The following is a 25,597-nucleotide window of genomic DNA, read 5'->3' as shown; positions in this document are numbered from 1 at the left end:
ATATAGCTTAAATGGACAGCAATAAAAAATACTGGAAAGGTTTAGAAGAACTAAACAAAACCCCAGAATTTGTTGAGAAAAATAAAAACGAGTTTGCAGAGCCTATCCCTATTGAGGATGTGCTGAGCGGATCTGGTTTATCGGCTAAAACCCCACGCCGCGACTTTTTAAAGGCGCTTGGCTTTGGTGTTGGTGCTGTTACGCTGGCTGCTTGTCAAAAAGTGCCTGTACACAAATCAATCCCTTACCTTATAAAACCTGAGGAAGTTACACCTGGTGTGGCTAACTACTACTCTTCATCATATGAAGGGCAGGCTATTTTGGTAAAAACCCGTGAAGGCCGCCCTATTAAAGTAGAAGGTAACCCTAACGATATTTTTGCAAAAGGTGGTTTAAGCGCGCAGGGCCAGGCTTCGGTGCTTGATCTGTACGATGCAAACCGCACCCAGGATCCTAAAATTAATGGCGCAGATGCAGCATGGCCCGAAGTTGACGCGTATGTATTACGTGAGCTTGCCGCTGTTGCAGCATCAGGTAAAGGCATCCGCATAGTTACATCAACTGTACACAGCCCATCTACCTTAGGTGTTATTGCCGATTTTGTTGCAAAATACCCAACTACAAAACACATCAATTATGATGCGGTATCATACACCGGTATTATCCAGGCTAATCAAAACAGCTTTGGTAAAGCGGTATTGCCACATTACAATTTTGATAAAGCAGAAGTGATTGTAAGCTTCGGCGCCGATTTCCTTGGTTCATGGATCTCGCCTGAGGAGTTTACCCGCCAGTACGTATCAAACCGTAACAGCAAATCGCTTGAGGCAAAGAAAATGTCTCGTCATATTCAGTTTGAAGCTGGAATGAGCTTAACCGGTACCAATGCCGATAACCGTTTCCCTATTAAACCATCTGAAGAAGGTATCGCTTTATTAAGCTTATATAATGCCATTGCCGGTACAAGCCTGGCAGGTGCAAAAAAATTAAGCAATAAGGCAGCCGATACCGCTATCACTTTAGTTGCTAAAGAATTGTTAGCTGCAAAAGGCAAAGCGCTGGTAGTTGCAGGTTCAAATGATGTTGCTACACAAACTTTAGTAAATGCCATCAACTCCTTATTAGGCAGCTACGGCAACACTATTGATTTGGATAACCCATCAAAACAATACGCCGGTAACGATCAGGATTTTGTTGGCTTTGTAACCGAATTAGCCGCCGGCTCAATTGGCGCGGTTTTATTCCTGAATGCCAACCCTGCATACGATTATTTTAAAGCAAAAGAATTTACAGAAGCGCTTAAAAAAGCACGTTTAACTATATCATTCTCTGATCATGGCGACGAAACCGCTTTACTATCAAAAGTAGTAGCGCCAAACCACCATTATTTAGAGTCATGGGGTGATGCAAACGCTGTTGAAGGTTATTATACCGTAATACAGCCAACCATCAACCCGGTTTACAATACCCGCCAGGCCGAGCATAGCTTATTGGTTTGGGCCGAAAATCCGGTTAAAGATTACTACACTTATGTACGTAACACCTGGGATAAAGGTTTATTAGCTAAGGGTGGTTTATCTGGCCAAAAAGGATGGGAGAGCTTATTGCAGGCAGGTTTAATAAAAGCTGCCCCTGCAACTGCCGGAGCCTACACTTTCAGCCACGATTTAAATGCAGTAGCACAAACTATTGTTGATCATAGCAACAGCCTGGTATCGGGCGATAAATTTGAATTACAGGTTTATCAATCGGTAGCGATGGGCGATGGTAAACGCGCCAATAACCCATGGTTACAGGAGTTGCCAGACCCGGTATCTAAAGTTACCTGGGATAACTTCGCGGCCATGTCGATGACTGATATCCAGAAATTGGGTTTCGAAGAAGGTGATGTAATTAAAGTAGAAGCTAACGGCTACTCGGTTGAAGTTCCGGTATTGGCACAACCAGGCCAGGCACAGGGCACTATATCAATTGCTGTTGGTTACGGCCGCGTTAGCGCAGGCCTTGTAGGTAACAACGTTGGTAAAAACGCTTTCCCTTTCTACAGCTATCGTAACGGTACCTTCCAAACTACTGCGGTTATTACCGATTTCAAAAAAACAGGTATTATATCGCCGCTTGCGCAAACACAAACTCACCACTCATACGAGGGCAGGAGCGTTATCCGCGAAGCTTCATTTACAGCATACAAAAAGAACCCAGCTGCCGGTAGCGGTAACGAGGGCGAACATAAAGATTACAACAAAACATCGCTTTGGGATGATCATGACCGCCCTGTTTATAACTGGGTTATGGCTATCGACCTTAATGCATGTACCGGTTGCGGCGCTTGCGTTGTAGCTTGTAGCGCCGAAAATAACATCCCGGTTGTAGGTAAAGACGAGGTAAAACGTCGTCGTGAAATGCACTGGATCCGTATTGACCGTTATTACAGCTTTAACGATCATGGCGACAGCGAAGAAGCGATAACCAAAGAAAAAGATATTGCCAAACTTACCAATTTTGATAATGTATCGGTTGTTCACCAGCCAATGCTTTGCCAGCACTGCGATCACGCACCTTGCGAAACAGTTTGCCCGGTATTAGCAACCGTTCACTCATCAGAAGGTTTAAACCAAATGGCTTACAACCGTTGTATAGGTACACGTTATTGCGCAAATAACTGCCCTTATAAAGTACGCCGCTTTAACTGGTTTAACTACTGGAACGACTCGCGTTTTGATAACTACCTGAACAACGAGCACACACAATTAGTATTAAACCCTGATGTTACTACACGTTTCCGTGGGGTAATGGAAAAATGCTCGATGTGCGTTCAACGTATCCAGGCTGGTAAGTTAAAAGCCAAAATCGAAAAACGTCCGCTTAAAGATGGCGAGATCAAGGTTGCCTGTCAGCAAACCTGTTCTGCAAACGCTATCGTTTTCGGTAACGCAAATGACCCTAACTCTGAAGTTTCAAAAGCATTAAAGAGCGAAAGAACTTACTACGTGCTTGAAGAGTTAAACGTGCAACCGGGTATTGGTTACCAGGTTAAGGTTAGAAATTTATCAGAATTAGAGGCTTAAATTTTTTATATACAGATAACAAAATATATGTCATCTCATAGTGAATCAATAATAAGGGAACCGTTAATTACGGGTGAAAACATCACCTACGGTCAGATTACTGACGATGTGTTGCGCCCCGTAGAAAATATGCCGGGTAAGGCCTGGTGGATCGGTTTTAGCGTGGCATCATTGGGCGCCCTCCTTTGGGTGGTTGCCATTAGCTACACATTCTGGTTTGGAATTGGTGCCTGGGGCTTAAACAAAACAGTTGGATGGGCCTGGGATATTACCGGCTTCGTATGGTGGGTAGGTATTGGTCACGCCGGTACACTTATCTCGGCAGTGTTGCTGTTGTTCCGTCAAAACTGGCGTAACTCTATCAACCGCTCGGCCGAGGCGATGACCATCTTCGCGGTAATTTGCGCCGCCACCTATATCGGCGCGCACATGGGCCGCCCATGGATGGCTGTTTATTCATTGCCATTGCCAAATCAATACGGCTCATTATGGGTAAACTGGAACTCTCCGCTTATCTGGGACGTATTCGCGATATCAACTTACTTCTCGGTTTCATTGGTATTCTGGTATACAGGTTTATTGCCTGACATTGCTACCATCCGTGACCGTGCAACAGGTTTACGTCGTCGTATATATTCTGTAATGTCATTTGGCTGGACAGGTTCAGTTAAAACCTGGCAACGTTTCGAGACCGTGTCATTAATCCTGGCCGGTATCTCAACACCACTCGTACTATCGGTACACACCATTGTATCAATGGACTTTGCAACATCACTGGAACCAGGATGGCACACTACCATCTTCCCTCCATACTTCGTTGCGGGTGCTATCTTCTCGGGTTTCGCCATGGTACAAACGCTGTTATTAGTGGCGCGTAAAGTATTAGGGTTAGAAAACTACATCACCATGTTCCACATCGAATCGATGAATAAAATCATCCTTTTAACCGGTTCAATAGTGGGTGTAGCTTACTTAACCGAGCTTTTCATCGCATTTTACTCTCAGGCCGAGTACGAGCAATACGCTTTCATGAACCGTATCTCGGGTCCGTACTGGTGGGCATACTGGAGCATGATGACTTGTAACGTAATTACGCCGCAGTTGTTCTGGTTCAAAAAAATCCGTACCAATATTCCTTTGTCCTGGACACTGTCAATAGTTGTAAACATCGGTATGTGGTTTGAGCGTTTCGTAATTATCGTAACCTCGTTGCACCGTGACTATATCCCTTCAAGCTGGGCTATGTTTTATCCAACCTGGGTTGATGTGAGCATCTTTATCGGGTCTATCGGTTTATTCTTTACCATGTTCCTTTTGTTTGTAAGGGTGCTGCCTTCAGTGGCTATGGCCGAGGTAAAACTGATCCTGAAAAGCTCAAGTGAGCAAGCTAAGAGAAAATTACTTAAAAACGGCCATGTTGAACCTGCCGAGGCTGAGTTCTACATCAATTCATTAGGTAAGTTTGATAGTGTTGAACAGTCTTCATACGAAAAAGTATAAAAATGAGTAGCACCAAATATATATTAGGAATTTTTGATGATCCCGATGATCTGATGCACGGTATCGACAAATTACAAAAAAATAGTGTCCCTATTTACGATGTTTATTCGCCATGCCCTATTCACGGTATCGATGCTAAATTAGGCATAAAGGATTCGCGCCTGGGTTATGCAGCTTTCATGTTTGGCTGTTTAGGCGGTACCATCATGTTCAGCATGGTTTATTACATGCTTGTACACGATTGGCCAATCAACATCGGTGGCAAAAACTTTTTCGCCATACCCGATTTTGTACCGGTAACCTTTGAATGGACGGTATTGTGGACTGCCTTTGGTATGACATTTACTTTCTTTTTTGCCACGCACCTTTTCCCGGGCCGTGCGCCAAGGGTGATGGACCTGCGTGCCACCAATGATAAATTTGTTATCGCCATTGATGCAAAAGGTAATACGCCACACGCAGATATTGATAGTATATTAAAAGAAGCAGGAGCTGTAGAAGTTAAGCATAACGACAGAAAATATGTTAGCTATGAATAAGATTAAAATAATAGGAACATTGGTTATGATTATCGCTGCTTCGATAGTTATAACATCATGTAAAGATAAAAGGAGTACAGGTTGGGAATATGCGCCTAACATGTATGAGCATACTGCTTACGATCCTGATCAAAAGAACAGTCAATTTAAAGATGGTAAAACTGCACAAGTACCGCCAGCCGGAACAATCCCGGTAGGTTTTACTAAGTTTGATTATCCTAACACCAAAGAAGGTTACGAACTGGCGAGCGTTGAAGTTAAAACTGTAATTGCGCAAACCCAGGCAAATTATACAGAAGGTAAATTACTGTTCACCCATTTTTGTTCGCCTTGTCACGGTGTAACCGGCCAGGGTGATGGTTTAGTGGTTGCGCATGGTTACCCGCCGCCGCCATCATATTCAAAAGGGCAATCATCACGCGGTGGCGCTATGAAAGATTTAACTGACGGTAAAATTTATCATACCATTACTTACGGTGTAAACGCGATGGGCTCCTATGCTTCTCAGTTAAACCCCGAAGAACGCTGGAAAGTGATCATGTATGTTCACCATTTACAAACTTTATAAGAAATAATATTTAATGAGCACTCATAATAGTTTCGACGAGCAATTTGTGTTTACCGGTAAGGTAAAGACATTGAGCCTTGCTGCGATAGCAGTGGGGGTTGTAACCATAATTGCCGGATTTTTAACAGATGGTGAACGTACCTTTGCAAACTTATTGCTAATGGGGTATTACTTTGCCTGCGTTTGTATGGCCGGTGTATTTTTCTGCGCGTTGCAATATGTAGCCCAGGCAGGCTGGTCGGCATCACTGCTTCGCGTTCCGCAGGCATTTGCTAAAACATTACCAATTGCCGCCACTATATTGGTAGGCGTTATAGCAGCGGGTTTATTTATAACCCACACTACCGAAATTGAAGGCAAACAGGTAGTTGCCCCTTATTTATATAAATTATGGGCTATTGCCGGTGTCGAAGTTAAAGGCAATGCCAATTTCGACCCTATCATAGCCGGGAAACATATCTTTTTAAATAAAGGGTTCTTTTTTGCAAGGTTGTTTGTGTTTTTAGGTAGCTACACTATTTTCGGCCAGATGCTGGTAAAATACTCTGAGGGCGAAGACGAACTAGGTGGTATGTTCTACTATAAAAAGAGTTTTGCAATGTCATGCTTATTCCTTGTGATATTCGGTTTCACAACGCCAATATTTGCATTTGATGTTATCATGTCGTTGGAGGCGCACTGGTTCTCAACCATGTTTGGCTGGTACAACTTTGCTGCCATGTGGGTTAGCTGTTTAGCCATCATTACCTTAACAATTATTTATTTAAGGCAAAGCGGTTACATGCAGTGGATTACCCAAGATCATTTGCATAACCTGGGCCAGCTGATGTTTGGTTTCTCTATCTTCTGGACCTACGTTTGGTTTGCACAGTTCTTATTGATCTACTACGCTAACATCCCTGAAGAAACAGTTTACTTTATACGCAGATGGGAGCCCGAATTTAAACCATGGTTCTGGTTAAATATTGTAATTAACTTTTTAGCGCCATTGTTGATTATCATGGCACGTGATTCAAAACGTACTACCAGTGTGTTAAAAGTTACCTGCTTTATTTTAATTATAGGTCACTGGTTAGATTATTTCCAGATGGTAATGCCTGGTACGGTAGGCCCAACAGCACACTGGTATACAGAGATACTCTGGATTGAGGTGGGTGTTGCTATTGGCTTCGTAGGTTTGTTTGTATTTTTGACGATGAACGCTTTGAGCAAGTTCAAATCAATAATACCTAAGAAACACCCTTTCCTGCAGGAGAGCCTTCATCATCACATATAATAATTGTTATTTTTGCATTAAATACAGAATACCAAACAAACATTAAAATGGCATTCAAAAAATTAATAAATTCTAAAACCATACTATCGTTTTTTGCGGCGTTTATGCTTTTTGGCACAAACCTGCTGATGGCGCAAACTCCGGCTACAGCAGCCGGTACAGGCGAAGATGCCAACCAGGTTGACTGGACGGGCGTTGCCTATTATGTGCTGATATTTTTTCTGATATGCCTTGGTGTAGCTGTAATAGGTAAAATTTTAAAGATCTATGACCTTACCCTTAAAATTCAAGGTAAAAAAGGTTTAAAGTGGAACAATGTAATGGGCTTTATTTGCCTTATATTCCTGATAGCAGGTTTATATGGTGCTTATTGGTCATTTACTGTTCAAGGCAGCATGACATTGCCTGAAGCCGCTTCAATCCATGGTGTAAAAATTGATGAGATGTTCACGGTTACTACTATTTTAACCATGATCGTTTTCTTTATCACCCAGATATTGTTGTTTGGCTTCCTGTTTAAATACCGTCATTCAGACAAACGCCGTGCACACTTTTTACCCCACAACAATACTATTGAAAAGGTGTGGACAATTATACCAGCTATAGTACTTACTATCCTGGTGGTGTTTGGTTTCTTTACCTGGCAAAAAATTATGGATGATACCGACGCCAAAGGTGAGCCAGCTTCAATCAACATTGATATCACAGGTCACCAATTTGCATGGGAACTACGTTACCCAGGTAAGGATGGTAAACTGGGGCCAAAAAGTTTTAAGCTGACAACCGCGGCAAATAAACTGGGTGTTGATTTTACCAAAAAAAGCAGTTTCGACGATTTATCTGCCGATACTATGTATCTGCCGGTAAACAGGTCGATCAAATTGAATATACAGGCACAGGATGTAATCCATAGTGTTTATATGCCACACTTCAGGGTGCAGCTGAACGCGGTACCGGGGTTGCCAACCTACTTTAAGTTTACGCCGACCATTACTACTGCAGATATGCGTCATAAACTTGATGACCCGAAATTTGAATATTTGGTATACTGTAATAAAATTTGTGGTGGTGGTCACTACAACATGCAAAAGGTTGTACGTGTAGTTTCTGAAGCCGAGTACCTGGAATGGTTGTCGCGCCAAAAACCTTATTTAACCGATGGGTTGAAAAAGGAGTTGCATTTCGCTGATGCGGAACCGCAAAAAGCAGTGTCACAAAACAGGTTAGCGTTAAATAATTAATAAAAGATAAAAGAGCGATTATGTCAACAGTAGCAGTTCACGATCACGTAGTAGCACACCACGACGAGCACGGTCACGAACATCACCATAACGAAACTTTCGTGTCTAAATACATATTTAGCATGGATCACAAAATGATCGCCAAGCAATTCCTTGTTACAGGTATTACTATGGCGGTTATCGCAATGATTTTATCCATCCTTTTCAGGATCCAACTGGCTTATCCAGATAAAACATTCCCTTTATTAACTACATTACTGGGTCACTTTGCCCCTAACGGCCGTATCAGTACGGAGTTTTACCTGTCGCTGGTTACCATTCACGGTACCATCATGGTATTCTTTGTATTAACTGCCGGCTTAAGCGGTACCTTTGCCAACTTATTGATCCCCTTGCAGATTGGTGCACGTGATATGGCTTCGCCATTCATGAATATGTTATCGTATTGGTTCTTCTTTATGGCCAGTGTGATTATGTTGTCGTCATTTTTTGTTCAAAGCGGCCCTGCAAGCGGTGGCTGGACAATTTACCCGCCGTTATCTGCTTTGCCTAAAGCTATGCCAGGTTCAGGTGAAGGTATGACACTATGGTTAATTAGTATGGTTTTGTTTGTTGCATCATCATTAATGGGTGGTATCAACTACGTAAGTACTGTATTAAACATGCGTACAAAAGGTATGGACCTTTGGAAAATGCCTTTGACTATCTGGGCTTTATTCCTTACCGCTATTTTAGGTATCCTTGCATTCCCTGTACTTGTTGCAGGTGTGGTGCTGCTGATATTTGACCGTAGCTTTGGTACCAGCTTTTATTTATCTGACATTGTATTGAATGGTGTGCAACAACCTTATGAAGGTGGTAGCCCAATCCTTTTCCAGCATTTATTCTGGTTCCTGGGCCACCCCGAGGTATATATCGTTATTATGCCTGCAATGGGTATCTCATCTGAGGTTATGTCGGTAAACTCACGGAAGCCAATTTTTGGTTACCACGCAATGGTTTACTCGCTGATAGGTATCACTGTGTTGTCGTTCATTGTATGGGGCCACCACATGTTTGTAACCGGGATGAACCCATTCCTTGGTGGTGTGTTCATGATCACTACGTTGATTATCGCGGTGCCATCTGCAGTAAAAACCTTTAACTGGCTGGCTACATTATGGCGCGGTAACATCAGGTTTACACCTGCCATGTTGTTCGCTATCGGGATGGTATCATTCTTTATCTCTGGTGGTTTAACAGGTATCTTCCTGGGTAACGCTGCTCTGGATATCAATTTACACGATACTTATTTTGTGGTAGCCCACTTCCACCTGGTAATGGGTTCGGCAGCTATATTCGGTATGCTGGCCGGTGTTTATCACTGGTTCCCTAAAATGTTTGGTAAACTGATGGACGAAAAGTTGGGTTACCTGCACTTCTGGTTAACATTTATTGGCGCTTACCTGGTATTCTTCCCGATGCACTTTATGGGTCTGGATGGCGTACCTCGTCGTTACTATGCGTTCACCGAGTTTGCCTCGATGCAAAAGTGGTTAACCATAAACACCTTTATTACATGGGCCGCTATCATGGCAGCTTTGGCCCAGGTGGCTTTCATATATAACTTTATCGTATCGATATTTGCAGGTAAAAAAACCACCCAAAATCCATGGCAGTCGAACACCCTGGAGTGGACAGCGCCAGTGGAGCATATCCATGGCAACTGGCCTGGCGAAATTCCTACTGTTTACCGTTGGCCATATGATTACAGCAAACCGGGTGCCGAAGAGGACTTTATACCTCAAACAGTACCTTTCTCGCAAACCATGAGCTCGAACTTACCTCATGATTTTGAAGATAACCCTGCTGGTATGGACGAGTTGAATAAGTTTAACGACAAGCTGAAAGCAAACGACAGCGAAACACCAAAAGAATCTTAATACTGATCTGATCTTTTAGGGTACCGTACTGAATTTGAGGATTTGAAAATTTGAGAATTTGAAAATATTGCATCTTCAAATTCTCAAATTTTCAAATATACAGGGGATGTATTGAATTTGGGAGTTTGAAAATATTGTTTTCTCAAATTTTAAAATAATGCGTGTACAGTATTAATACCTATCTGGTTTTTAGGGCGCCGTACTGAATTTGAAGATTTGGAAAATATAGCATCTTCAAATTTTCAAATCGTCAAATTTTCAAATAGAAAGGTTCCCCTAAATTTTTAGAAGATATTTTAAATGAACACAGCCGCACCCAACAAACGTTTTCAAAAAACAGGCCTCATAACAATCGTTCTACTTTTTGTTTTGATACTTGCGGGCGGTGTTGTACGTAGTTCAGGATCGGGAATGGGATGCCCCGATTGGCCTAAATGCTTTGGCCGTTATATACCGCCAACAAGCAGCGCCGATTTGCCCAAAGATTACAAGCAAACCTATGTTGAAAAGCGGCTGGCCAAAAATCAGCGTTTTGCCAAAACATTGGATGTATTTGGTTATAGTGAGTTGGCCCGCAGGATTCGTGAAGACAGGTCAATCCTGGTTCCCGAAGAGTTTAATGCCGGCAAAACCTGGACAGAATATATAAACCGTTTAATCGGCGCTATATCCGGTATATTTTTGCTGCTATCTGCCGTGTATTCGTTGGCATATTGGAAAATAGATAAAAAGATTACCCTTTTAAGCATATTTAATTTGATCCTGGTAGTTTTCCAGGCCTGGCTTGGGTCTATCGTGGTGTCAACCAACCTGGTGGCCTGGATAGTTACGGTACATATGTTATTGGCTCTGGCCATACTTGCCATATGCATTTACACTTATCATTTGGCCCGGGTTTATAGCAATGGTAAATTAAATACAAGCCCGGTTATATACATTGTAACATTGGCTGCATTGGTGCTAAGCGTGTTGCAGATAACATTTGGCACCGAGGTACGGGAGAAGATAGATGCAGTTGCAGCTCATTTTCAGGGTGGTTATCGCAGTAACTGGATAAAGGGCGCTGGCGAAATTTTCACGCATCACCGCGATATGGCAATTTTAGTATTCGTGATAAACGTGGTGTTGTATGCGTTGATCCGTAAGAAGTTTAACCGGCATTCAATTCACCAGCAGTTAATGAGCTTTAATTTTTTAATGATCATGCTGCAGATTGTTACCGGTATCCTGCTTTCGTATTCGGCTTTGCCACCGGTAGCGCAGGCAGCACATATTTTATTGGCAAGTTTAATATTTGGGGCGCAGTTTTATTTGCTGTTGAATTTACATCAATCGGTTAACGTTAGGGGGGTAAGCAAATGAAATGGAGTGATTATTCAAAATTTATAAAATTGAGGCTCACCTTTATGGTTACCCTTTCTGCCTCAATATCTTTTTTGATAGGCAGTATGGCTAATAACCACGCACATTGGGTAAGCGGTATTAACTGGATAAACTGGATAAAACTAATTGTGGGTGGTTTTTTGGTTACTTCAGCAGCCAACGGCTTTAACGAGATGATTGAAAAAGACCTGGATAAGCTAATGAAACGTACTATGGACCGGCCATTACCATCAGGTAAAATGACTAACGGACAGGCGCTTGTTTTGAGCCTGGGTATGGGTATGGCCGGTACCTATTTATTAGGCAGCCTTAACCTGCTTACAGGCTTGCTATCGGTGTTTTCGATACTGTTATATGCTTTTGCTTACACACCACTAAAACGTAAATCGCCGATAGCGGTATTTGTTGGGGCCATTCCCGGCGCGTTGCCCGCGCTTATTGGATATGTAGCCGCGCAACAACACGGGCGCATTGACGAAATAGCGCTAATATTATTTGCCATTCAGTTTGTGTGGCAGTTTCCGCACTTTTGGGCTATTGCCTGGGTGTTGGATGATGATTATAAATTGGCCGGTTTCAGGCTGTTGCCTACAGGCAGCCGCAATTTAGGAAGTGCGGTAATTACCTTTATATTTACACTGATATTGGTACCGGTAAGTTTATTGCCAACCATTTACCACTACGGCGGTTACTATGTTGGCGCGATATCATTAGTATGCAGTATTGTTTTTTTATACCAGGCTTATAACCTGTTGCGTACACAGCAAATTGAGGCGGCCCGTAAATTAATGTTTGGGTCGTTTATGTATTTGCCCATAGTGCAATTAATGTTTTTATTTGATTTTATAGGAAAGTGAAAGTATGATGGCTTCGATTCAAAAAAATCCCGACAGGCTTGATCTGGAACCCAAGAAATTCAATATGTGGATTTTTATATTCACATCGTGTATGTTTTTTGCGGCCTTAACCAGCGGGTTTATTGTTTATAGCGGCGGCAAGGGGCATGGGCTCAATGTAATTATGCCGGCCGCGTTTCTTTATAGTACTGTAATTATAGTACTAAGCAGCGGTACCTTGTTTTTAGCATCAAAGGCCGCAAAAAACCTGCAAATTGCAAAGCAGCGTACCTATTTATGGCTTACACTGGCATTGGGTATTGCCTTTTTTGCCATGCAAATTTACGCCATGTATATACTTACCTACAAAATGCAGGTTTACTTTGTAAACGATAATGCATCACGTTCGTTTGTTTATGTGTTTGCGGGCGCACACCTGGCACACATATTTGCAGCAATATTATTGTTATTGAGCACACTTACAGGGGCATATAAGAACATTCCGCAGGTACGTAACCTGTATAAAATGCAAATGACTTCTATTTTTTGGCATTTTCTCGGAATTATATGGATTTATCTGTATGTTTTTTTACTTTTGAACCAAAATTAACACACCATTATTTAAGTACAAATGAGTACAACAGTATCACAAATTGATGAAGTAAAAACAACTCCGTGGTCTGGAGGGAGGTCTCCCTTCAATGTTGAGTACGGAAAAATTATGATGTGGTTTTTTCTCCTTTCGGATGCATTTACCTTTTCGTCATTACTAATTTCTTACGGCTCGCTGCGTTTTAGCGCAAGTGTTTGGCCGGCTGCAGATAAAGTTTTCCAATCGGTTCCAGGTCTTATCGATCACGGTGCTCCGTTGGTTTTCGTGGGTATCATGACCTTTATACTTATCCTTAGTTCTGTTACAATGGTGTTAGCTGTTGAGGCTGGTCATCGCAACGCAAAAAAGGAAGTTGTTTGGTGGATGATAGCTACGGTTGTTGGTGGTTTCATGTTCCTGGGTTGCCAGGCGTTAGAGTGGGCTCACTTACATCACGAAGGTTTTTGGTGGGGCAGCACTCCGGGCAAAGAAGCCTTAAGTGAATTTTTTAATGCAGGAGGTACCGAAGCTGCAAGGCATATGACCGCGCAGGAATTTGCCAACCTGTTTTTCACCATCACCGGTTTCCACGGTTTCCACGTATTTACGGGTGTTATCATCAATATCATTATCACTGTTAACGTGTTGTTAGGCACCTACGAAAAAAGAGGTAGCTACTTAATGATTGAGAAGGTTGGCCTTTACTGGCACTTTGTAGACCTTGTTTGGGTATTTGTGTTTACCTTCTTTTACTTAGTTTAAAAATATTACATATATGTCAACAGAATCACACGAAGTTCACCACGAAGCTGGCGATCATCAATCAATGACCAAGGGAAGGATACTGAAAGTAGCTGGTATCTTGTCGATTATTACAGCGATTGAATTCATTATTGCATTGTATATGGTGCCAAAAGGTATTCTTCCAATACACTTTGCTAATCCTGTATACATCGTATTAACGCTGTTTAAAGCATTTTACATTGTAGCTTACTTTATGCACTTAAAGTTCGAGAAGCTTGGTTTGGCTTTGGCAATTATTGTCCCAATTTTATTTATAATCGGTTTAATCCTGGTACTTACTAACGAAAGCCACCACTGGATCGATCTTCGGGGGTAATGAAAGCTGCCATCTGGAAAAAAATTACAGTCCTGGTGCTCATATTAGCAGTACCAGGATTTTTGTATTATTTACTAACCGCTAAAGGCAAAAACAGGTATAAACCGCTTGCTCATTTTGGCCCTAAAGAGGTTGCCAAAACCACCCACAGGTTTCACGGTAAGGATATTCCTGATACCAATTACTACCAGCTGCCGTCATTTAAACTTACCGATCAGGATGGTAAACCTTTTACAGAAGCTAATCTTAAGGGAAAGATTTTTGTAGCAAGTTTTTTTTATACCCATTGCCCCACTGTTTGCAGTACTATCAATAATAACTTAAGTTACCTGGTAGGTACCTACTGGAAAAACAAAATGGTGTATTTTACATCCATCACGGTTGACCCCGACCGGGATACACCTGATGTTTTAAAAAAATACCTGCAAAGCTTTAAGCCCGAATCAAACCGCTGGGTGTTTTTAACCGGCGATACCACATCGGTATATAACCTGGCCCGCAATGGCTTTTTGGTTGATGCGGTACAAACGGGCAAAGACGATTTTATATACAGCGATAAGCTGATACTGATTGATCAGGATAAGCACATCCGCGGTTATTACTCGGGCGCTAATACCAATGATGTAAACCGCCTTAACGACGAGATAAAAGTGCTGATAGCCGAAGAACTGCGCAAAGTTGATAAAGCCTTATATTAACAAATATGACCGATAAATTTATACTCCGTTTTGTTGCAGCCGTTACCATATTTGTAATAGCGGTTGTTGTAGTATTAAACAGGCACCTGATTCCGGGCCCCGCGGTTGCACCGGCATTTACGCCATACCTGCCTATGCTTAACGCGGTGCTAAATGGCGCCTGTACGGTGCTTTTATTGCTATCCTTATACTTTATTAAGCAAGGCAACATTACGGTGCATAAGCGGCTTAATATCCTTACGTTTTGTTTGTCATCAACATTCCTGGTATCCTATATCCTGTTTCATTACCTTATGCGCCATGATACCTTGTATGGCGATGCCAATTTCGACGGCATCCTGTCCGATTCGGAACGGGCGCAGGCTGGTGGAATGCGTACTTTGTACCTTTCTATTTTAACGCCACACATCATACTGGCGGCAGGTGTATTGCCGCTAATATTATTAAGTTTTTACCGCGGCCTGCAAATGCAGGTTGAAAAACACCGTAAACTGGTACGCTGGACGTTCCCGATATGGCTGTTTGTAACCATTACCGGGGTAATTGTTTATTTGATGATAAAGCCTTATTATAATTTTTAACAGGTAGGTATATAGCCCGGCATGCTTATTTGGGCGATGCCTTTGGCCCGGGCTGTGCATTCATACGCCCGCAGGCGTTGCGCTCGCGGCCGGTATCCATTTCCATCCCTATCGCGTTTGTCTGAACTGCGGAATTTATGGAGTTAACTTAACTACACGAATTTTAAAAATTCCGGAAATTCTTTATACATAGCAATTCCGGTTCAGACTATATCTTTATGCTCATCGCCACAGTGTTACTCTCCTCAGCAGGTATCCCAATGTATAAGTTAAGAAATTAAGGTCGATTTAATATCGGACACAGAATGTCCAATATCGGATAATGAAGTAAACACTTCGGCGTTGCGCATTCGAAATTCAGTTTTCGATGTTATTTGGCCTCCTGTTTTTTTAATTCAGCAACTCAGGCTGGTATTCGCATCAATCCCGCTGCATCTGTTCGAATAGAAAGATTTATTTATTTTTTGTTCAGGTGCGTTGCTCTTATCGAACAAAAAATAAACGTCGAAACCTTATGCTTACTGCTTTTAGCATGCTCCCTATATAAACAGGCAAGTGTGCCACCCCGTACCAGGGTGTTTCAGGGTGTACCAGGGTGTTTCAGGGCGTACCAGGGTGTTTCAGGGCGTACCAGGGTGTTTCACACTGTCTCATTCCTGCCGGTACACACACTTTGTTGGTTATGCATAGTACCGAAAATTTGTAAAAACAACCTGTATCCAATTCACAGCCATTTGATGTAACCACTTGATAAGTTTGGTTATTAATCCCGGAGCCTACGGAGTTTTAAAATTAGAAAGTAGTAAGCAATTTTTTAGGCGTAATAGCCAATACCATTTATCCCAATTTATTACGTAAATTTGCCTTCATGAAACGGGTTTCAAAAATTATTCTTTTCGTAATAGCCCTTGGCTTAATGGTAGGCGTAAGGCAGCCTGTAAAGGCCCAGTGCGCGCAATGTGCTGCAACTGTAGAGACTAACACCAAAAGCGGCGGTAACGCGGCTAAAGGCCTTAATAAGGGCATTTTGTTTTTGCTTGGTGCTCCTTATTTTGTGGTTGCTGTTGGCGGTTATATCTGGTATAAAAAATATCGCCGCAAAAACGTTAACCTTAACGATATGAGGCACGAGACGCTTAATCTTAACTAACATACAGAGAAAGATCGTCATTGCGAGGTACAAAGCAATCCCCTACATGCACATCACCATGCCTATCGGGGATTGCTTCGTGCCTCGCAATGACGGAGAAATATGTTAGGATAGTAATCGAAATAAAGAAGGCTTTACGTTAACATTTTCCCCATTACCCACTATGCCCGAAACGCCAAAATCATGGGCTATGCTCAACTGTAAATGTCCGCGTTGCCGCAGGGGCGATATGTTCCAGGGTGGGCCCTATAGTTTTGCCAACAAAATAAATTTAAACTGCCCGCATTGTAACCTGTACTTTGAAATTGAGCCCGGCTATTTTTACGCGGCTATGTATGTTAGTTACGCGCTTAATGTGCTGGAGGCCCTGGGCCTTGCCTGGCTCACTTATTTAGTTACGCACAATTCCGATTCACCCTGGTTATATCTTGGTGTATTAATAGCCGGCTGTATTTTACTGGCACCTATAAATTTCAGATATTCGCGGGTACTGTTGTTGTATTGGTTATCGCCAAAGATACATTACCAGGCTTATTTAGATACCGATGATTTACCAGGAAAGTCTTGATTTTTTAAAAGATCTGGCCGATAACAATAACCGCGAGTGGTTTACGGCCAATAAAGAACGCTACGATGCCGCGCGTGAAAACGTGATTGATTTTACCGGCCAGCTGCTTGCCAAATTGCAAAAGATTGACCCGGCCATTGATGAAACCATCGACGCCAAAAAACGCGTGATGCGCATTTACCGCGATATCCGTTTCAGCAAGAATAAAACGCCATATAAAAATAATTTCGGGGTAAGCATTCCGTCCGGCGGTTCAAGAGGAGGTACGGTGGAGTTTTATTTGCAAATTCAGCCGGGCAATTCTTTTATAGGCGGTGGTTACTGGATGCCCGAGGCGCCCCACCTGAAAGTTATCCGCCAGGAAATTGATTATAATGCTTCGGAGTTGAAGAATATTATTGACGATAAGGAGTTTGTGAAGCTGTTTGGCGACTTCAGAAAACAAGAACAGCTAAAGTCTGTTCCTCGTGAATATGGTGCCGAAAATGAAAATATCGACCTGCTAAAACTGAAAAGCTTTGTTGCCTGGCACAAAATATCCGACGAGGAAATAACTGCAAGGGGAGCCGTGCAACTGGTAGCCGATATTTGCAGCAAAATATACCCGTTGAATGTTTTTCTGAAAAATGCGCTTGCATAGTATACCCATTTAATATCTGTTTTATGAAAATCAAATATCTTTTATTAGCCGCTATTTTTTGTGTGGCCCTTAACTCATGTAAAATATTATCGCCAAAAGAGTATAGGTCGTTAGTCGCGCAGCGCGATTCATTGAATACCCGTACCGGTAACCTGGAAGAAGAACTTTCGCGTCTGCAAAACGATACCGCGCGCCTGCACCGCCAGATTAACGATTTACGCGACAATAACAACGCCTTAAATAACAACCTGGATGTTACATCAACCAAAGCAAACCAACTGGCTGTTGACCTGCAAAAGCGCGAGGCACGGTTAAAAGAGGTAGAAGAAATTCTAAAAAAGCGCGACGAGGCAACCAATGCGCTAAAAAATAAATTGCAAAAAGCGTTACTTGGCTTTCAGCAAAGCGGCTTAACGGTGGATATTCGTAACGGGAAGGTATATGTATCGCTTACAGATAAACTGTTGTTTCCGTCGGGGAGTATCATTATTGATGACAAAGGAAAAGAAGCCTTAAAACAACTGGCTGCGGTACTGAATAAAGAACCAGACATCAATATGGCTGTTGAAGGCCATACCGACGATAAAAAAGTGAAAAATCTTGGCCAGATAAAAGATAACTGGGATTTGAGCGTACTGCGTGCTACATCAGTAACCCGTTACCTTACCGAGGTTGAGATGGTCGACCCGCACCGACTCACCGCTACAGGTAAGGGAGAATTTCAACCTATTGATACAGCCAATACCGACGAAGCCCGCACCAAAAACCGTAGGATTGAAATTGTGCTCACTCCGAAACTGGATGAACTTTATAACCTGATAAGTAAATAAAGACAAAAGCTCCCGAATCCTGGGAGCTTTTTTGTTATTTGCTGCTGCCACCGCGTGGTGATTATGGTTTCAGCTTTCAGCTGAACTATCTCAAACAAATGATCAACCTGCAGTTTGCGTTAGTGCAGCGGATACCGGCCATGCGAATAAGCTTGTGAGGTATGGGCGGATAGCACGGCCGCAGGCAACGCCGTAATGTCTTGAAGTTGTAAAACTATTCCAACCCATAGTTTGCAAATAGTTTTACAACTTCATCATGCGGAATAATTTTGCCAAGGTCGGCCTGAGTTATACCTTCCAATATATCTGTTTGTTGATCGTAGTTTAATTCATCAAACCAATCAGGTTTTCCGGCTGTTGAAAAAGCGTTTGCATTCATGACTAGGCTTTCTTAATTAACGTCGAATAGAAACCTACTCCATCTCTTCCATCAGGGTATTAAAAATCACAAACTTTTCATCAAACATTTGCTGATGGGTAGCCTGTAACTTGTGCAGGTGGTTCATGTAATACTGCTGAAACTGATCAATGCTATCGGCATTGTACTGGATGCAGTAGGTAACCCCTTCGTTTGGAGAATCGATAACCCTTAAAATGCGGTGCGAGCTAAAATGCCCGGTAGCCATTACAGCCGGGATGTGAATGGTTTTCATATAATGAAGCCATTCGTTATGGATAGCTTCGTCAAGTATTATAGTATCGTTGTATACAATCATGGGGCAAAGTTAGTTAATTAGGTTGATTGAGTTGATTAAGTAAACTGGTTATTGACTGAATTGGGTTATACATTTAAAAAACTTATTAGATGCTTTCTTAACCTAATCAACCCATTCAACTCAATCAACCACTCACCAACTACGAGTCGGCTTTATCGCCCCTAAGCAACCTGAACCGTTTGCGGGCTTCGTTGATCCAGAGGCTGCCGGGATAATCGGTGATTATTTTTTGGTACCATGCTTTGGCACTTGTTTTATCGTCAAGGTGGTTTTCGTAAATATCGCCCAGCATAAAAACGGCGTCATCGGCCCAAAGTTCGGTAGGGTGATCGTTGAAGATTTTTTTCAGCAAAGGTATCGCGTCGTTATAGTTTTTCTGCTGAATGAAAATGCGCGATTTGGCCATCAATATATCATCGCTAAGGCTATTGCCCGGGAATTTTTTGTCGATACTATCTAAGGTCATTAAAGCCCTTTCGGGTTGTTCGGCAAAAATCTGTAGGTCGGCCCGGGCATATATTTTTAACGTAGCGCCGGCGCTATCGGCCGCGGTGTTATCATTAATTAGCAGTAACAGGTTGAGGGCATCATTTGCTATCAATTGTGATGTAGCCGCTTTCAAAACATCCAGCTGTCCTTTGGCCCAGGTAAAATCGCCGGTATAATAGGCCATTTTTGCATTCCGAAATTTGGCATCCTGGGCGATGTTGGTGTTCCCAAAACTTTTTTCAACCTGGCTATATGTCAGGGTAGCTTCCCAGGGCAGGTTATTCAGCATGTACACATCTCCCAAATCGAGCTTACAGCTTGCCAGCAGCTCGGTGCGGATATTGGGGATTGCGATGGCGCTCTCCAATAATTTTTGAGCATCATTAAGCTTGTGGAGTTTAAAAGCCTGCAAATTGGCCAGCTTTTGCATGGCAAAAACGGTATTGTTGTTGCGCCCAAATTCGGTAAGCAGGGCTATGTAATCCTGTTCAAGCCCCAGCAAATCGGCAGGCAGGTATTTGCCGGTAGTAACCTTTAAATTTTTGGTGTTGATGAGTTCGATCTTAGCCGGGATATATAAAGGATTGCCTGCACCTTTGGCAATAATATATTCGTAACCACGAATGGCGGCGTCATAAGCCTCGCTGGCGGTAAGGGTACGGCACAACTCATAAATGTTGTTGCCATCGTCATTTTGCCTGCGGCTGAGGGCCAGGGCCTGGTTAAGCGCCAGGTCGTACTCTTTTTGCTGCATATACTGCCAGGTAAGCAACTCAACATAGATGGTTTGCTGCGGGTCTTTTTGAATACGCCTTAGCAATGCTGCCTTAAGCAGGTCATAATCGGCTGCACCTTCAAACACTATGGCAAAATTGCTTTCGGCCTGGGTAATGAAGCTTGGGTTTGCCGGCAAAAAATTAAGATACTCATCGGTAAGTGAAACCTTATCGCGTTTAAAACGATAGAGGTTGATGAGTTCGTAAGTAAAAGCTTCATCGTTTTTAAGCAGTTTACGGCCCTGAATAAATATTTTTATGGCATAATCAATATTGGCATTCTGGTAAAATTGGTTGGCCAGGCTGGCAATCTCCATTTGATCGGCAGGCAGGTTTTTCAGCAGGTAATCATATATGGTGTTTGCTTTATCAAGCTTACCCTGCTGGGTGTAAATGGTGCCCAGCATAATCTGGTATTGGTTTATGCCGGGGTGTTTACGCTGCAGTTTTTTGGTAATATTTTCGGCCTCATCAAATTTTTTGAGGTTTAACAGGGTGTTTACGTAGTAAGAATAATAGGTTTCGTTGTTTTGCTTATATAGTTTTTCGTAAATTTCAAGCGCTTTTTGAGTTTCGCCATTGGCATTATATTGCATGGCCAGCTGGAGTTCGTTATCCTGTGCAAACAGTGTAACAGTGCCCAGCAAAACAAAAATAATAGTTGTAAATAAAACCCTCATCTAATCAAAAATAGGTAATTAATACGAATGCCGCAGCCATTTTTAGTTAATATCCGTATAAAGATAACACCGGGTAAAATTGTAGTGACATGTTGATAACGTTAACTAATTTTATCTAATTTGACCTGATTAATAAAAATGGCATAAGCAAATATGTTTGGGCGCTCGAGGATTTTTCTTTTTATTGTATTTTTCACAGTTATATGCTCATGCAAAGAACATATAAAGCAAATCCCCCTTGCCGATTTTTTTAAAACCCCTGAGAAAACCTTTTTTAAAATATCTCCCGACGGTAAGTATATAGCATACCTGAAACCATACAAGGATAAACAAAACCTATTCACACAATCGTTGGCCGATGGTACCGAACATATGGAAACATCATTTGATGATTATCCCGTAAGCGGCTGGTACTTTTGGACCTATAATAACCAACTTGTTTTTAACCAGGATATTGTGGCAAACGATGGGTTTAAAATGTATGCGCTTGACATATCAACGCACCAGCTACGTACAATCCTCTCACTCGAAAAAGTAAAAGTAAACCTGGTTAACCGTAACAAGCAGCAGCCAAACATCATTACCATCAGGATGAACAAGCGCGATCCGGCCAATTTTGATATCTATCGACTGAATATCAAAACCGGGGAGCTATCGCCATACCTCATAAACCCAGGCAATATAACCGAATGGTTCCCGGATGCCGATGGTAAAATCCGGCTGGTAAAATCGTCAGACGGGGTAGACGAAACTATTTTATACAGGCCCGATGATAATGCGCCTTTTAAACCCATTATTCAAAACAATTTTAAAAACTCGGTAAGACCGATTGCTTTTGCCGGACAAAAAAATAATTTTTACGCTTTATCAAACGTAAACCGCGATAAAATGGCGCTGGTTGAAATTAATGCTGAAAACGGGAAAGAAGAACGTACCATTTTTAGCAACAGCAATGCCGACTTAATGTATGTTGAATATTATAAAAATAAACACCGGCTTGAGTTTGCCAGCTGGGATGAGGCCAAGCCACGGAAATATTTTTTATCGCCTGATATACAACGTCTTTATAAAAAGTTGGAGGAGTTGCTGAAAGGTAATGAGGTAAGAGTGGTTGACCGGGACAGTTCGGAAAATAAGTTTATATTGTATACCTATACAGATCGCAGCCCCGGCACTTACTACTTGTATGAGGCCAGCACCTGTAAACTAACTAAACTGGGCGATACTAATCCATCGCTGGTACCTACAGAATTATGCGTGATGCAGCCGGTAGCCTACAAATCCCGCGATGGGCTGACCATCAATGGCTATTTGACCATGCCTTTGGGTAATAAAAAAACTAATTTACCTGTGGTAGTAATGCCGCATGACGGCCCCTGGGCCCGCGATACCTGGGGGTACGACGAGCAGGTGCAATTTTTGGCCAACAGGGGCTATGCTGTTTTCCAGATGAATTATCGTGGATCAACCGGTTATGGCAAAGCTTTCAGAAGTGCGGGCTACAAACAGGTTGGGGGTAAAATTCAGGATGATATAACCGATGGCGTACATTGGCTGATAGATAAAAAAATAGCTAACCCCAAAAAAATCGCCATTTTTGGCGGCCGTTTTGGTGGGTTCTCTGCATTGTACGGCGTGTCTTTTCATCCCGACTTATATAATTGCGCCGTTATACAATACGGACTCATTAACTTTTTTACCTATATCAAAGATGCCCCGCCGTTTTTTAAACCTTATTTAAAAATGACTTATGAAATGGTTGGCAACCCCGAAACAGATGCCGATAGGTTAAGGGCTATATCGCCGGTGTTTCATACCGATAAAATAAAGGTGCCTTTAATTATTTTCCAGGGCGCCAAAGATCAGCGCGCCAATATTAGCGAACTGAACCAATTTGTGCACGAATTACGCAAGCATGATGTGGATGTAAAATATTTTTTGAAACCCAATGAACGCGCTTTTTTCAGGAGTGAGCGCAATCGCTTTGAAATGTATACCGAGATAGAAAAATTCCTGGATTACAACATGAGGGTTAAACCATAACGGTTATGCCGGCACAAAAAACTGCTTACCGGAAAAACTTTTTGCTGATCATCGTATTCCTGGTGCTCATATCTATCACATTTGTGGTGGCGCTTTTTATATCATATAGTCTTACCTCCAAATACGTTGAAAATGAGTTTTCCTCAAAAAAAATTGAGGTACTGGAGCAAACCATGAAGCCCTACTATGATTTTTTTTACAACAAAATTCCCGAAATACAATTTTACGGCGGCTTTTTGGATTCGGCATCGGCGCGTAAATACGCTTCATCGGTTTTTAAGGAATATGAATTTGTAACAAAAGTTGTTTTTTATGATGTACAAATAGGCACCCGGTTACCGGTAACCCGCTATGACAATAACCTGGATGTATCTGTTAAGGCAATTTATCAATATGGGCATCAAAACGGCAAAATATTGGGCACCCGGCAAAACCACATCGGCGATGAGCCGGATTTTGCCGAGATGTCGGCAAAATTGCGTAATTATATAGCCTTTTCGGATACCACACGAGCGCCCACCCAGGATGAAATGTATAAAACATTTTGGGACGTTAAGCCCAATAAAATAACCTACACCAATACTTTACGGCCATTGGATGTTAAAAATTACCGGGAACTGTTGCGGGGTAAAACGGTATCTGCACCATATAAACAAAACATGATGACGTTTTACCTTGATCCTGTTTTATTGAAGGTAAAAAACACCCATCATGAACTTTACCAGAATGTGTCTATACAGCCGGTTGTATATGACCCTATTGACAGCGAAGGAAATAAATTGGTAACAGAGGTGCCGTTTCCAGGCGCTTTTTCTGATTATAAGTTATTTTTCAGCTCGGAAGAAGGGTACCTTACTGCCGAAACCAACCGGCGCTTTATGCCCATTGGAGCTGCGGTATTGGTTATAACACTTTTTTTGGTTGCCATAGGATGGCTTATCTATCGTAACCTGAACGTAAATATCAAGCTGTTTAAACTACAATACGATTTTATAAACAACTTTACCCATGAGTTTAAAACTCCTGTAAGCGTAATAAAAATTGCAGGATCAAATTTAAAAGGTGATGGCGAGCTTACCGAGCGGCAGCGCAAACATTATGGAAAAATTTTAGATGAAGAAGCAGATAAACTAAACGATTTGATGAACAAGTTGTTATCATTCACCCAGTTGGAAAATAAATCGATCAATATTAAAAAAGAAGAAATTGCAGTGGATGATTTTGTGGAGCGCTATATAGATACTTTTAAAATTAAGTACCCCGATTTTAAGCTGAATTATACCAGTAACGGGGTGCATACTTTTTATACCGACCCGGTGCTTTTGGGTAGTGTTTTTCAAAACCTGATTGAGAATGCGTACAAATATTCGCACCCCAAAAAAAGGCAGCTCAACATCAATATTATACGAAAAAAGGGCAATATCGTGTTTTCCTTTATAGATAAGGGGATAGGGATTCCCAGGAATGAACAGCATAATGTATTTAAAAAATTTTACAGAATAGAAAACCAATATAACCAAAACGGGAGCGTAGGTTTGGGTTTGGCATTTTGTAAAGAACTGGTTAATTTTATGGACGGCGAGATAACGGTGAACAGTAAAGTTAATGAAGGTTCGGAGTTTATAGTTACGCTTCCAAACGAAAATTAAAGTATGAACAAAGAAATCAAAATTGCGCTGGTTGAAGATGATGAAAACCTGCGTTTCCTGGTTGCCGAGCGTTTGCAAACCGAAGGTTACAAAGTGCTGGAAGCCGACAATGGAGAGGATGCGGAAACAATGATACTGGCCGAATATCCTGATATTGTACTGCTTGACTGGATGTTGCCCGGAAAAACCGGATCGGAAGTTTGTGGTAATATCAGGGAAAGCGGATACGATAAACTGGTGATTATGATGACCGCCAAAGCCCAGGATGTTGATAAAATTGAAGCTTACAATTTTGGAGTATCAGACTACATCACCAAACCGTTTAATATGGATGTGCTGGTGGCTATGATTGACAGCAAAATTAAATTCAGCCTGAATAGCGAGAAGGCCGAATCATATAAGTTTGCCAACATGGAGCATCTGCCTAATACCCACTTGCTCATTCGTGATGGCCGTAAAATTGAACTTACCATATTGGAGAACCGGATATTACTGTATTTCCTTAAAAACAAAAACAAGGTTATCAACCGCGAAGAACTGATGATGGAAGTATGGGGCTACAACGCCGATGTAAACACCCGCACCCTGGATATGCACATTGTACGCTTGCGCAAAAAGATAGAAACAAATGCCGATTCGCCGCAGTATTTACAAACTGTACGGGGGATAGGATATAAGTTTGTCTATAATCAGTAAGTGATTTCGGAATTGGGATGTTCGATTTCGGATATA

At 42.0% G+C, this 25,597-nt stretch carries 24 protein-coding genes; 21 read left to right on the top strand and 3 right to left on the bottom strand.

The genetic code is table 11. The features are described from left to right. The first annotated feature begins 11 nt into the window (after positions 1–11). The 18 genes from ACFGVS_RS15735 to ACFGVS_RS15650 all read left to right on the top strand — a co-directional run bounded on the left by ACFGVS_RS15735 (position 12) and on the right by ACFGVS_RS15650 (position 18,512). The gene (locus tag ACFGVS_RS15735) at positions 12–3,068 is read left to right on the top strand and encodes a TAT-variant-translocated molybdopterin oxidoreductase (protein ID WP_274211556.1); all 3,057 of its coding nucleotides are present in this window, start codon (positions 12–14) and stop codon (positions 3,066–3,068) included. 27 nt (positions 3,069–3,095) lie between these two features. Beyond that, positions 3,096–4,568 (top strand): NrfD/PsrC family molybdoenzyme membrane anchor subunit, encoded by a 1,473-nt coding sequence (gene nrfD / locus ACFGVS_RS15730; protein ID WP_090642368.1) that lies wholly within the window; start codon positions 3,096–3,098, stop codon positions 4,566–4,568. A gap of 2 nt (positions 4,569–4,570) precedes the next feature. After that, complete coding sequence (locus tag ACFGVS_RS15725) at positions 4,571–5,107, top strand: DUF3341 domain-containing protein (RefSeq protein ID WP_090642371.1); 537 nt, start codon at positions 4,571–4,573, stop codon at positions 5,105–5,107. Beyond that, a complete protein-coding gene (locus ACFGVS_RS15720; RefSeq protein ID WP_337993752.1) occupies positions 5,100–5,675 on the top strand; it encodes a c-type cytochrome in 576 nt (191 codons plus the stop codon). The genes ACFGVS_RS15725 and ACFGVS_RS15720 overlap by 8 nt, the downstream gene beginning before the upstream one ends. A gap of 13 nt (positions 5,676–5,688) precedes the next feature. Further along, positions 5,689–6,951, top strand: a complete 1,263-nt coding sequence (locus ACFGVS_RS15715; protein WP_439694666.1) for a quinol:cytochrome C oxidoreductase — start codon at positions 5,689–5,691, stop codon at positions 6,949–6,951. A 47-nt stretch (positions 6,952–6,998) separates the two neighbouring features. Further along, positions 6,999–8,192: a cytochrome c oxidase subunit II gene (locus tag ACFGVS_RS15710; RefSeq protein ID WP_439694665.1), complete on the top strand. Its 1,194-nt coding sequence runs from the start codon at positions 6,999–7,001 to the stop codon at positions 8,190–8,192. 122 nt (positions 8,193–8,314) lie between these two features. Continuing rightward, entirely contained in the window at positions 8,315–10,114 is a 1,800-nt protein-coding gene (locus ACFGVS_RS15705; protein ID WP_439699250.1) for a cytochrome c oxidase subunit I, read from the top strand. A 300-nt stretch (positions 10,115–10,414) separates the two neighbouring features. Further along, positions 10,415–11,476, top strand: a complete 1,062-nt coding sequence (locus ACFGVS_RS15700) for a COX15/CtaA family protein (protein WP_439694664.1) — start codon at positions 10,415–10,417, stop codon at positions 11,474–11,476. After that, positions 11,473–12,354 (top strand): heme o synthase, encoded by an 882-nt coding sequence (cyoE, locus tag ACFGVS_RS15695; RefSeq protein WP_439694663.1) that lies wholly within the window; start codon positions 11,473–11,475, stop codon positions 12,352–12,354. Before ACFGVS_RS15700 ends, cyoE begins: the two co-directional genes overlap by 4 nt. 4 nt (positions 12,355–12,358) lie before the next feature. Next, complete coding sequence (locus tag ACFGVS_RS15690; RefSeq protein WP_255369781.1) at positions 12,359–12,943, top strand: cytochrome c oxidase subunit 3; 585 nt, start codon at positions 12,359–12,361, stop codon at positions 12,941–12,943. A gap of 21 nt (positions 12,944–12,964) precedes the next feature. Continuing rightward, a complete protein-coding gene (locus ACFGVS_RS15685; protein WP_439694662.1) occupies positions 12,965–13,687 on the top strand; it encodes a cytochrome c oxidase subunit 3 in 723 nt (240 codons plus the stop codon). A gap of 13 nt (positions 13,688–13,700) precedes the next feature. After that, complete coding sequence (locus tag ACFGVS_RS15680) at positions 13,701–14,045, top strand: cytochrome C oxidase subunit IV family protein (protein ID WP_439694661.1); 345 nt, start codon at positions 13,701–13,703, stop codon at positions 14,043–14,045. Then, entirely contained in the window at positions 14,045–14,743 is a 699-nt protein-coding gene (locus ACFGVS_RS15675; RefSeq protein ID WP_274211561.1) for an SCO family protein, read from the top strand. The genes ACFGVS_RS15680 and ACFGVS_RS15675 overlap by 1 nt, the downstream gene beginning before the upstream one ends. A 5-nt stretch (positions 14,744–14,748) precedes the next feature. Then, positions 14,749–15,324 (top strand): DUF420 domain-containing protein, encoded by a 576-nt coding sequence (locus tag ACFGVS_RS15670; protein WP_090642399.1) that lies wholly within the window; start codon positions 14,749–14,751, stop codon positions 15,322–15,324. Positions 15,325–16,192: 868 nt separating this feature from the next. Beyond that, on the top strand, positions 16,193–16,474 hold the full coding sequence (locus tag ACFGVS_RS15665) for a hypothetical protein (protein ID WP_090642402.1): 282 nt from the start codon (positions 16,193–16,195) through the stop codon (positions 16,472–16,474). A gap of 163 nt (positions 16,475–16,637) precedes the next feature. Next, positions 16,638–17,042: a DUF983 domain-containing protein gene (locus ACFGVS_RS15660; protein ID WP_090642405.1), complete on the top strand. Its 405-nt coding sequence runs from the start codon at positions 16,638–16,640 to the stop codon at positions 17,040–17,042. Further along, the gene (locus ACFGVS_RS15655; protein ID WP_439694660.1) at positions 17,020–17,682 is read left to right on the top strand and encodes a DUF2461 domain-containing protein; all 663 of its coding nucleotides are present in this window, start codon (positions 17,020–17,022) and stop codon (positions 17,680–17,682) included. The genes ACFGVS_RS15660 and ACFGVS_RS15655 overlap by 23 nt, the downstream gene beginning before the upstream one ends. A gap of 23 nt (positions 17,683–17,705) precedes the next feature. Next, on the top strand, positions 17,706–18,512 hold the full coding sequence (locus ACFGVS_RS15650) for an OmpA/MotB family protein (RefSeq protein ID WP_274211563.1): 807 nt from the start codon (positions 17,706–17,708) through the stop codon (positions 18,510–18,512). Between the two features lie 214 nt (positions 18,513–18,726). Here ACFGVS_RS15650 and ACFGVS_RS15645 read toward each other — a convergent pair whose 3' ends face one another. The 3 genes from ACFGVS_RS15645 to ACFGVS_RS15635 form a co-directional block, all read right to left on the bottom strand. Continuing rightward, on the bottom strand, positions 18,727–18,891 hold the full coding sequence (locus tag ACFGVS_RS15645; RefSeq protein WP_439694659.1) for a hypothetical protein: 165 nt from the start codon (positions 18,889–18,891) through the stop codon (positions 18,727–18,729). A gap of 34 nt (positions 18,892–18,925) precedes the next feature. Further along, on the bottom strand, positions 18,926–19,228 hold the full coding sequence (locus tag ACFGVS_RS15640; protein WP_274211564.1) for a DUF4286 family protein: 303 nt from the start codon (positions 19,226–19,228) through the stop codon (positions 18,926–18,928). Between the two features lie 139 nt (positions 19,229–19,367). Beyond that, positions 19,368–21,173 (bottom strand): tetratricopeptide repeat protein, encoded by a 1,806-nt coding sequence (locus tag ACFGVS_RS15635; protein ID WP_439694658.1) that lies wholly within the window; start codon positions 21,171–21,173, stop codon positions 19,368–19,370. 153 nt (positions 21,174–21,326) lie between these two features. Between ACFGVS_RS15635 and ACFGVS_RS15630 the strand changes: the two genes are divergently transcribed. From ACFGVS_RS15630 to ACFGVS_RS15620, 3 genes are read left to right on the top strand one after another with little or no spacing between them, the layout of a single operon-like run. Next, positions 21,327–23,216 (top strand): alpha/beta hydrolase family protein, encoded by a 1,890-nt coding sequence (locus ACFGVS_RS15630; protein ID WP_439694657.1) that lies wholly within the window; start codon positions 21,327–21,329, stop codon positions 23,214–23,216. Positions 23,217–23,221: 5 nt separating this feature from the next. Further along, positions 23,222–24,865 carry a sensor histidine kinase gene (locus ACFGVS_RS15625; protein WP_274211567.1) on the top strand — a complete coding sequence of 548 codons (1,644 nt, stop codon included), beginning with the start codon at positions 23,222–23,224 and terminating at the stop codon, positions 24,863–24,865. Between the two features lie 3 nt (positions 24,866–24,868). Further along, positions 24,869–25,561, top strand: coding sequence for a response regulator transcription factor (locus ACFGVS_RS15620; protein ID WP_090642429.1), 693 nt, complete (start codon positions 24,869–24,871; stop codon positions 25,559–25,561). The last annotated feature ends 36 nt before the right edge of the window (positions 25,562–25,597 follow it).

Origin of the sequence: Mucilaginibacter sediminis (assembly GCF_051903035.1) — a bacterium.
GTDB lineage: Bacteria > Bacteroidota > Bacteroidia > Sphingobacteriales > Sphingobacteriaceae > Mucilaginibacter.
This window is presented reverse-complemented; position numbering and strand designations above follow the sequence as displayed.

What these genes read in the sequence shown, in the direction of transcription:
- ACFGVS_RS15640 (WP_274211564.1), bottom strand. Translation starts at nt 19,228, where the DNA reads ATGATTGTATACAACGATACTATAATACTTGACGAAGCTATCCATAAC.
- ACFGVS_RS15680 (WP_439694661.1), top strand. Translation starts at nt 13,701, where the DNA reads ATGTCAACAGAATCACACGAAGTTCACCACGAAGCTGGCGATCATCAA.
- ACFGVS_RS15735 (WP_274211556.1), top strand. Translation starts at nt 12, where the DNA reads ATGGACAGCAATAAAAAATACTGGAAAGGTTTAGAAGAACTAAACAAA.
- ACFGVS_RS15630 (WP_439694657.1), top strand. Translation starts at nt 21,327, where the DNA reads ATGTTTGGGCGCTCGAGGATTTTTCTTTTTATTGTATTTTTCACAGTT.
- ACFGVS_RS15620 (WP_090642429.1), top strand. Translation starts at nt 24,869, where the DNA reads ATGAACAAAGAAATCAAAATTGCGCTGGTTGAAGATGATGAAAACCTG.
- ACFGVS_RS15700 (WP_439694664.1), top strand. Translation starts at nt 10,415, where the DNA reads ATGAACACAGCCGCACCCAACAAACGTTTTCAAAAAACAGGCCTCATA.
- ACFGVS_RS15705 (WP_439699250.1), top strand. Translation starts at nt 8,315, where the DNA reads ATGGATCACAAAATGATCGCCAAGCAATTCCTTGTTACAGGTATTACT.
- ACFGVS_RS15720 (WP_337993752.1), top strand. Translation starts at nt 5,100, where the DNA reads ATGAATAAGATTAAAATAATAGGAACATTGGTTATGATTATCGCTGCT.
- ACFGVS_RS15685 (WP_439694662.1), top strand. Translation starts at nt 12,965, where the DNA reads ATGAGTACAACAGTATCACAAATTGATGAAGTAAAAACAACTCCGTGG.
- ACFGVS_RS15625 (WP_274211567.1), top strand. Translation starts at nt 23,222, where the DNA reads ATGCCGGCACAAAAAACTGCTTACCGGAAAAACTTTTTGCTGATCATC.
- ACFGVS_RS15670 (WP_090642399.1), top strand. Translation starts at nt 14,749, where the DNA reads ATGACCGATAAATTTATACTCCGTTTTGTTGCAGCCGTTACCATATTT.
- ACFGVS_RS15710 (WP_439694665.1), top strand. Translation starts at nt 6,999, where the DNA reads ATGGCATTCAAAAAATTAATAAATTCTAAAACCATACTATCGTTTTTT.
- ACFGVS_RS15715 (WP_439694666.1), top strand. Translation starts at nt 5,689, where the DNA reads ATGAGCACTCATAATAGTTTCGACGAGCAATTTGTGTTTACCGGTAAG.
- ACFGVS_RS15660 (WP_090642405.1), top strand. Translation starts at nt 16,638, where the DNA reads ATGCCCGAAACGCCAAAATCATGGGCTATGCTCAACTGTAAATGTCCG.
- cyoE (WP_439694663.1), top strand. Translation starts at nt 11,473, where the DNA reads ATGAAATGGAGTGATTATTCAAAATTTATAAAATTGAGGCTCACCTTT.
- ACFGVS_RS15725 (WP_090642371.1), top strand. Translation starts at nt 4,571, where the DNA reads ATGAGTAGCACCAAATATATATTAGGAATTTTTGATGATCCCGATGAT.
- ACFGVS_RS15635 (WP_439694658.1), bottom strand. Translation starts at nt 21,173, where the DNA reads ATGAGGGTTTTATTTACAACTATTATTTTTGTTTTGCTGGGCACTGTT.
- ACFGVS_RS15665 (WP_090642402.1), top strand. Translation starts at nt 16,193, where the DNA reads ATGAAACGGGTTTCAAAAATTATTCTTTTCGTAATAGCCCTTGGCTTA.
- ACFGVS_RS15675 (WP_274211561.1), top strand. Translation starts at nt 14,045, where the DNA reads ATGAAAGCTGCCATCTGGAAAAAAATTACAGTCCTGGTGCTCATATTA.
- nrfD (WP_090642368.1), top strand. Translation starts at nt 3,096, where the DNA reads ATGTCATCTCATAGTGAATCAATAATAAGGGAACCGTTAATTACGGGT.
- ACFGVS_RS15645 (WP_439694659.1), bottom strand. Translation starts at nt 18,891, where the DNA reads ATGAATGCAAACGCTTTTTCAACAGCCGGAAAACCTGATTGGTTTGAT.
- ACFGVS_RS15650 (WP_274211563.1), top strand. Translation starts at nt 17,706, where the DNA reads ATGAAAATCAAATATCTTTTATTAGCCGCTATTTTTTGTGTGGCCCTT.
- ACFGVS_RS15655 (WP_439694660.1), top strand. Translation starts at nt 17,020, where the DNA reads ATGATTTACCAGGAAAGTCTTGATTTTTTAAAAGATCTGGCCGATAAC.
- ACFGVS_RS15690 (WP_255369781.1), top strand. Translation starts at nt 12,359, where the DNA reads ATGATGGCTTCGATTCAAAAAAATCCCGACAGGCTTGATCTGGAACCC.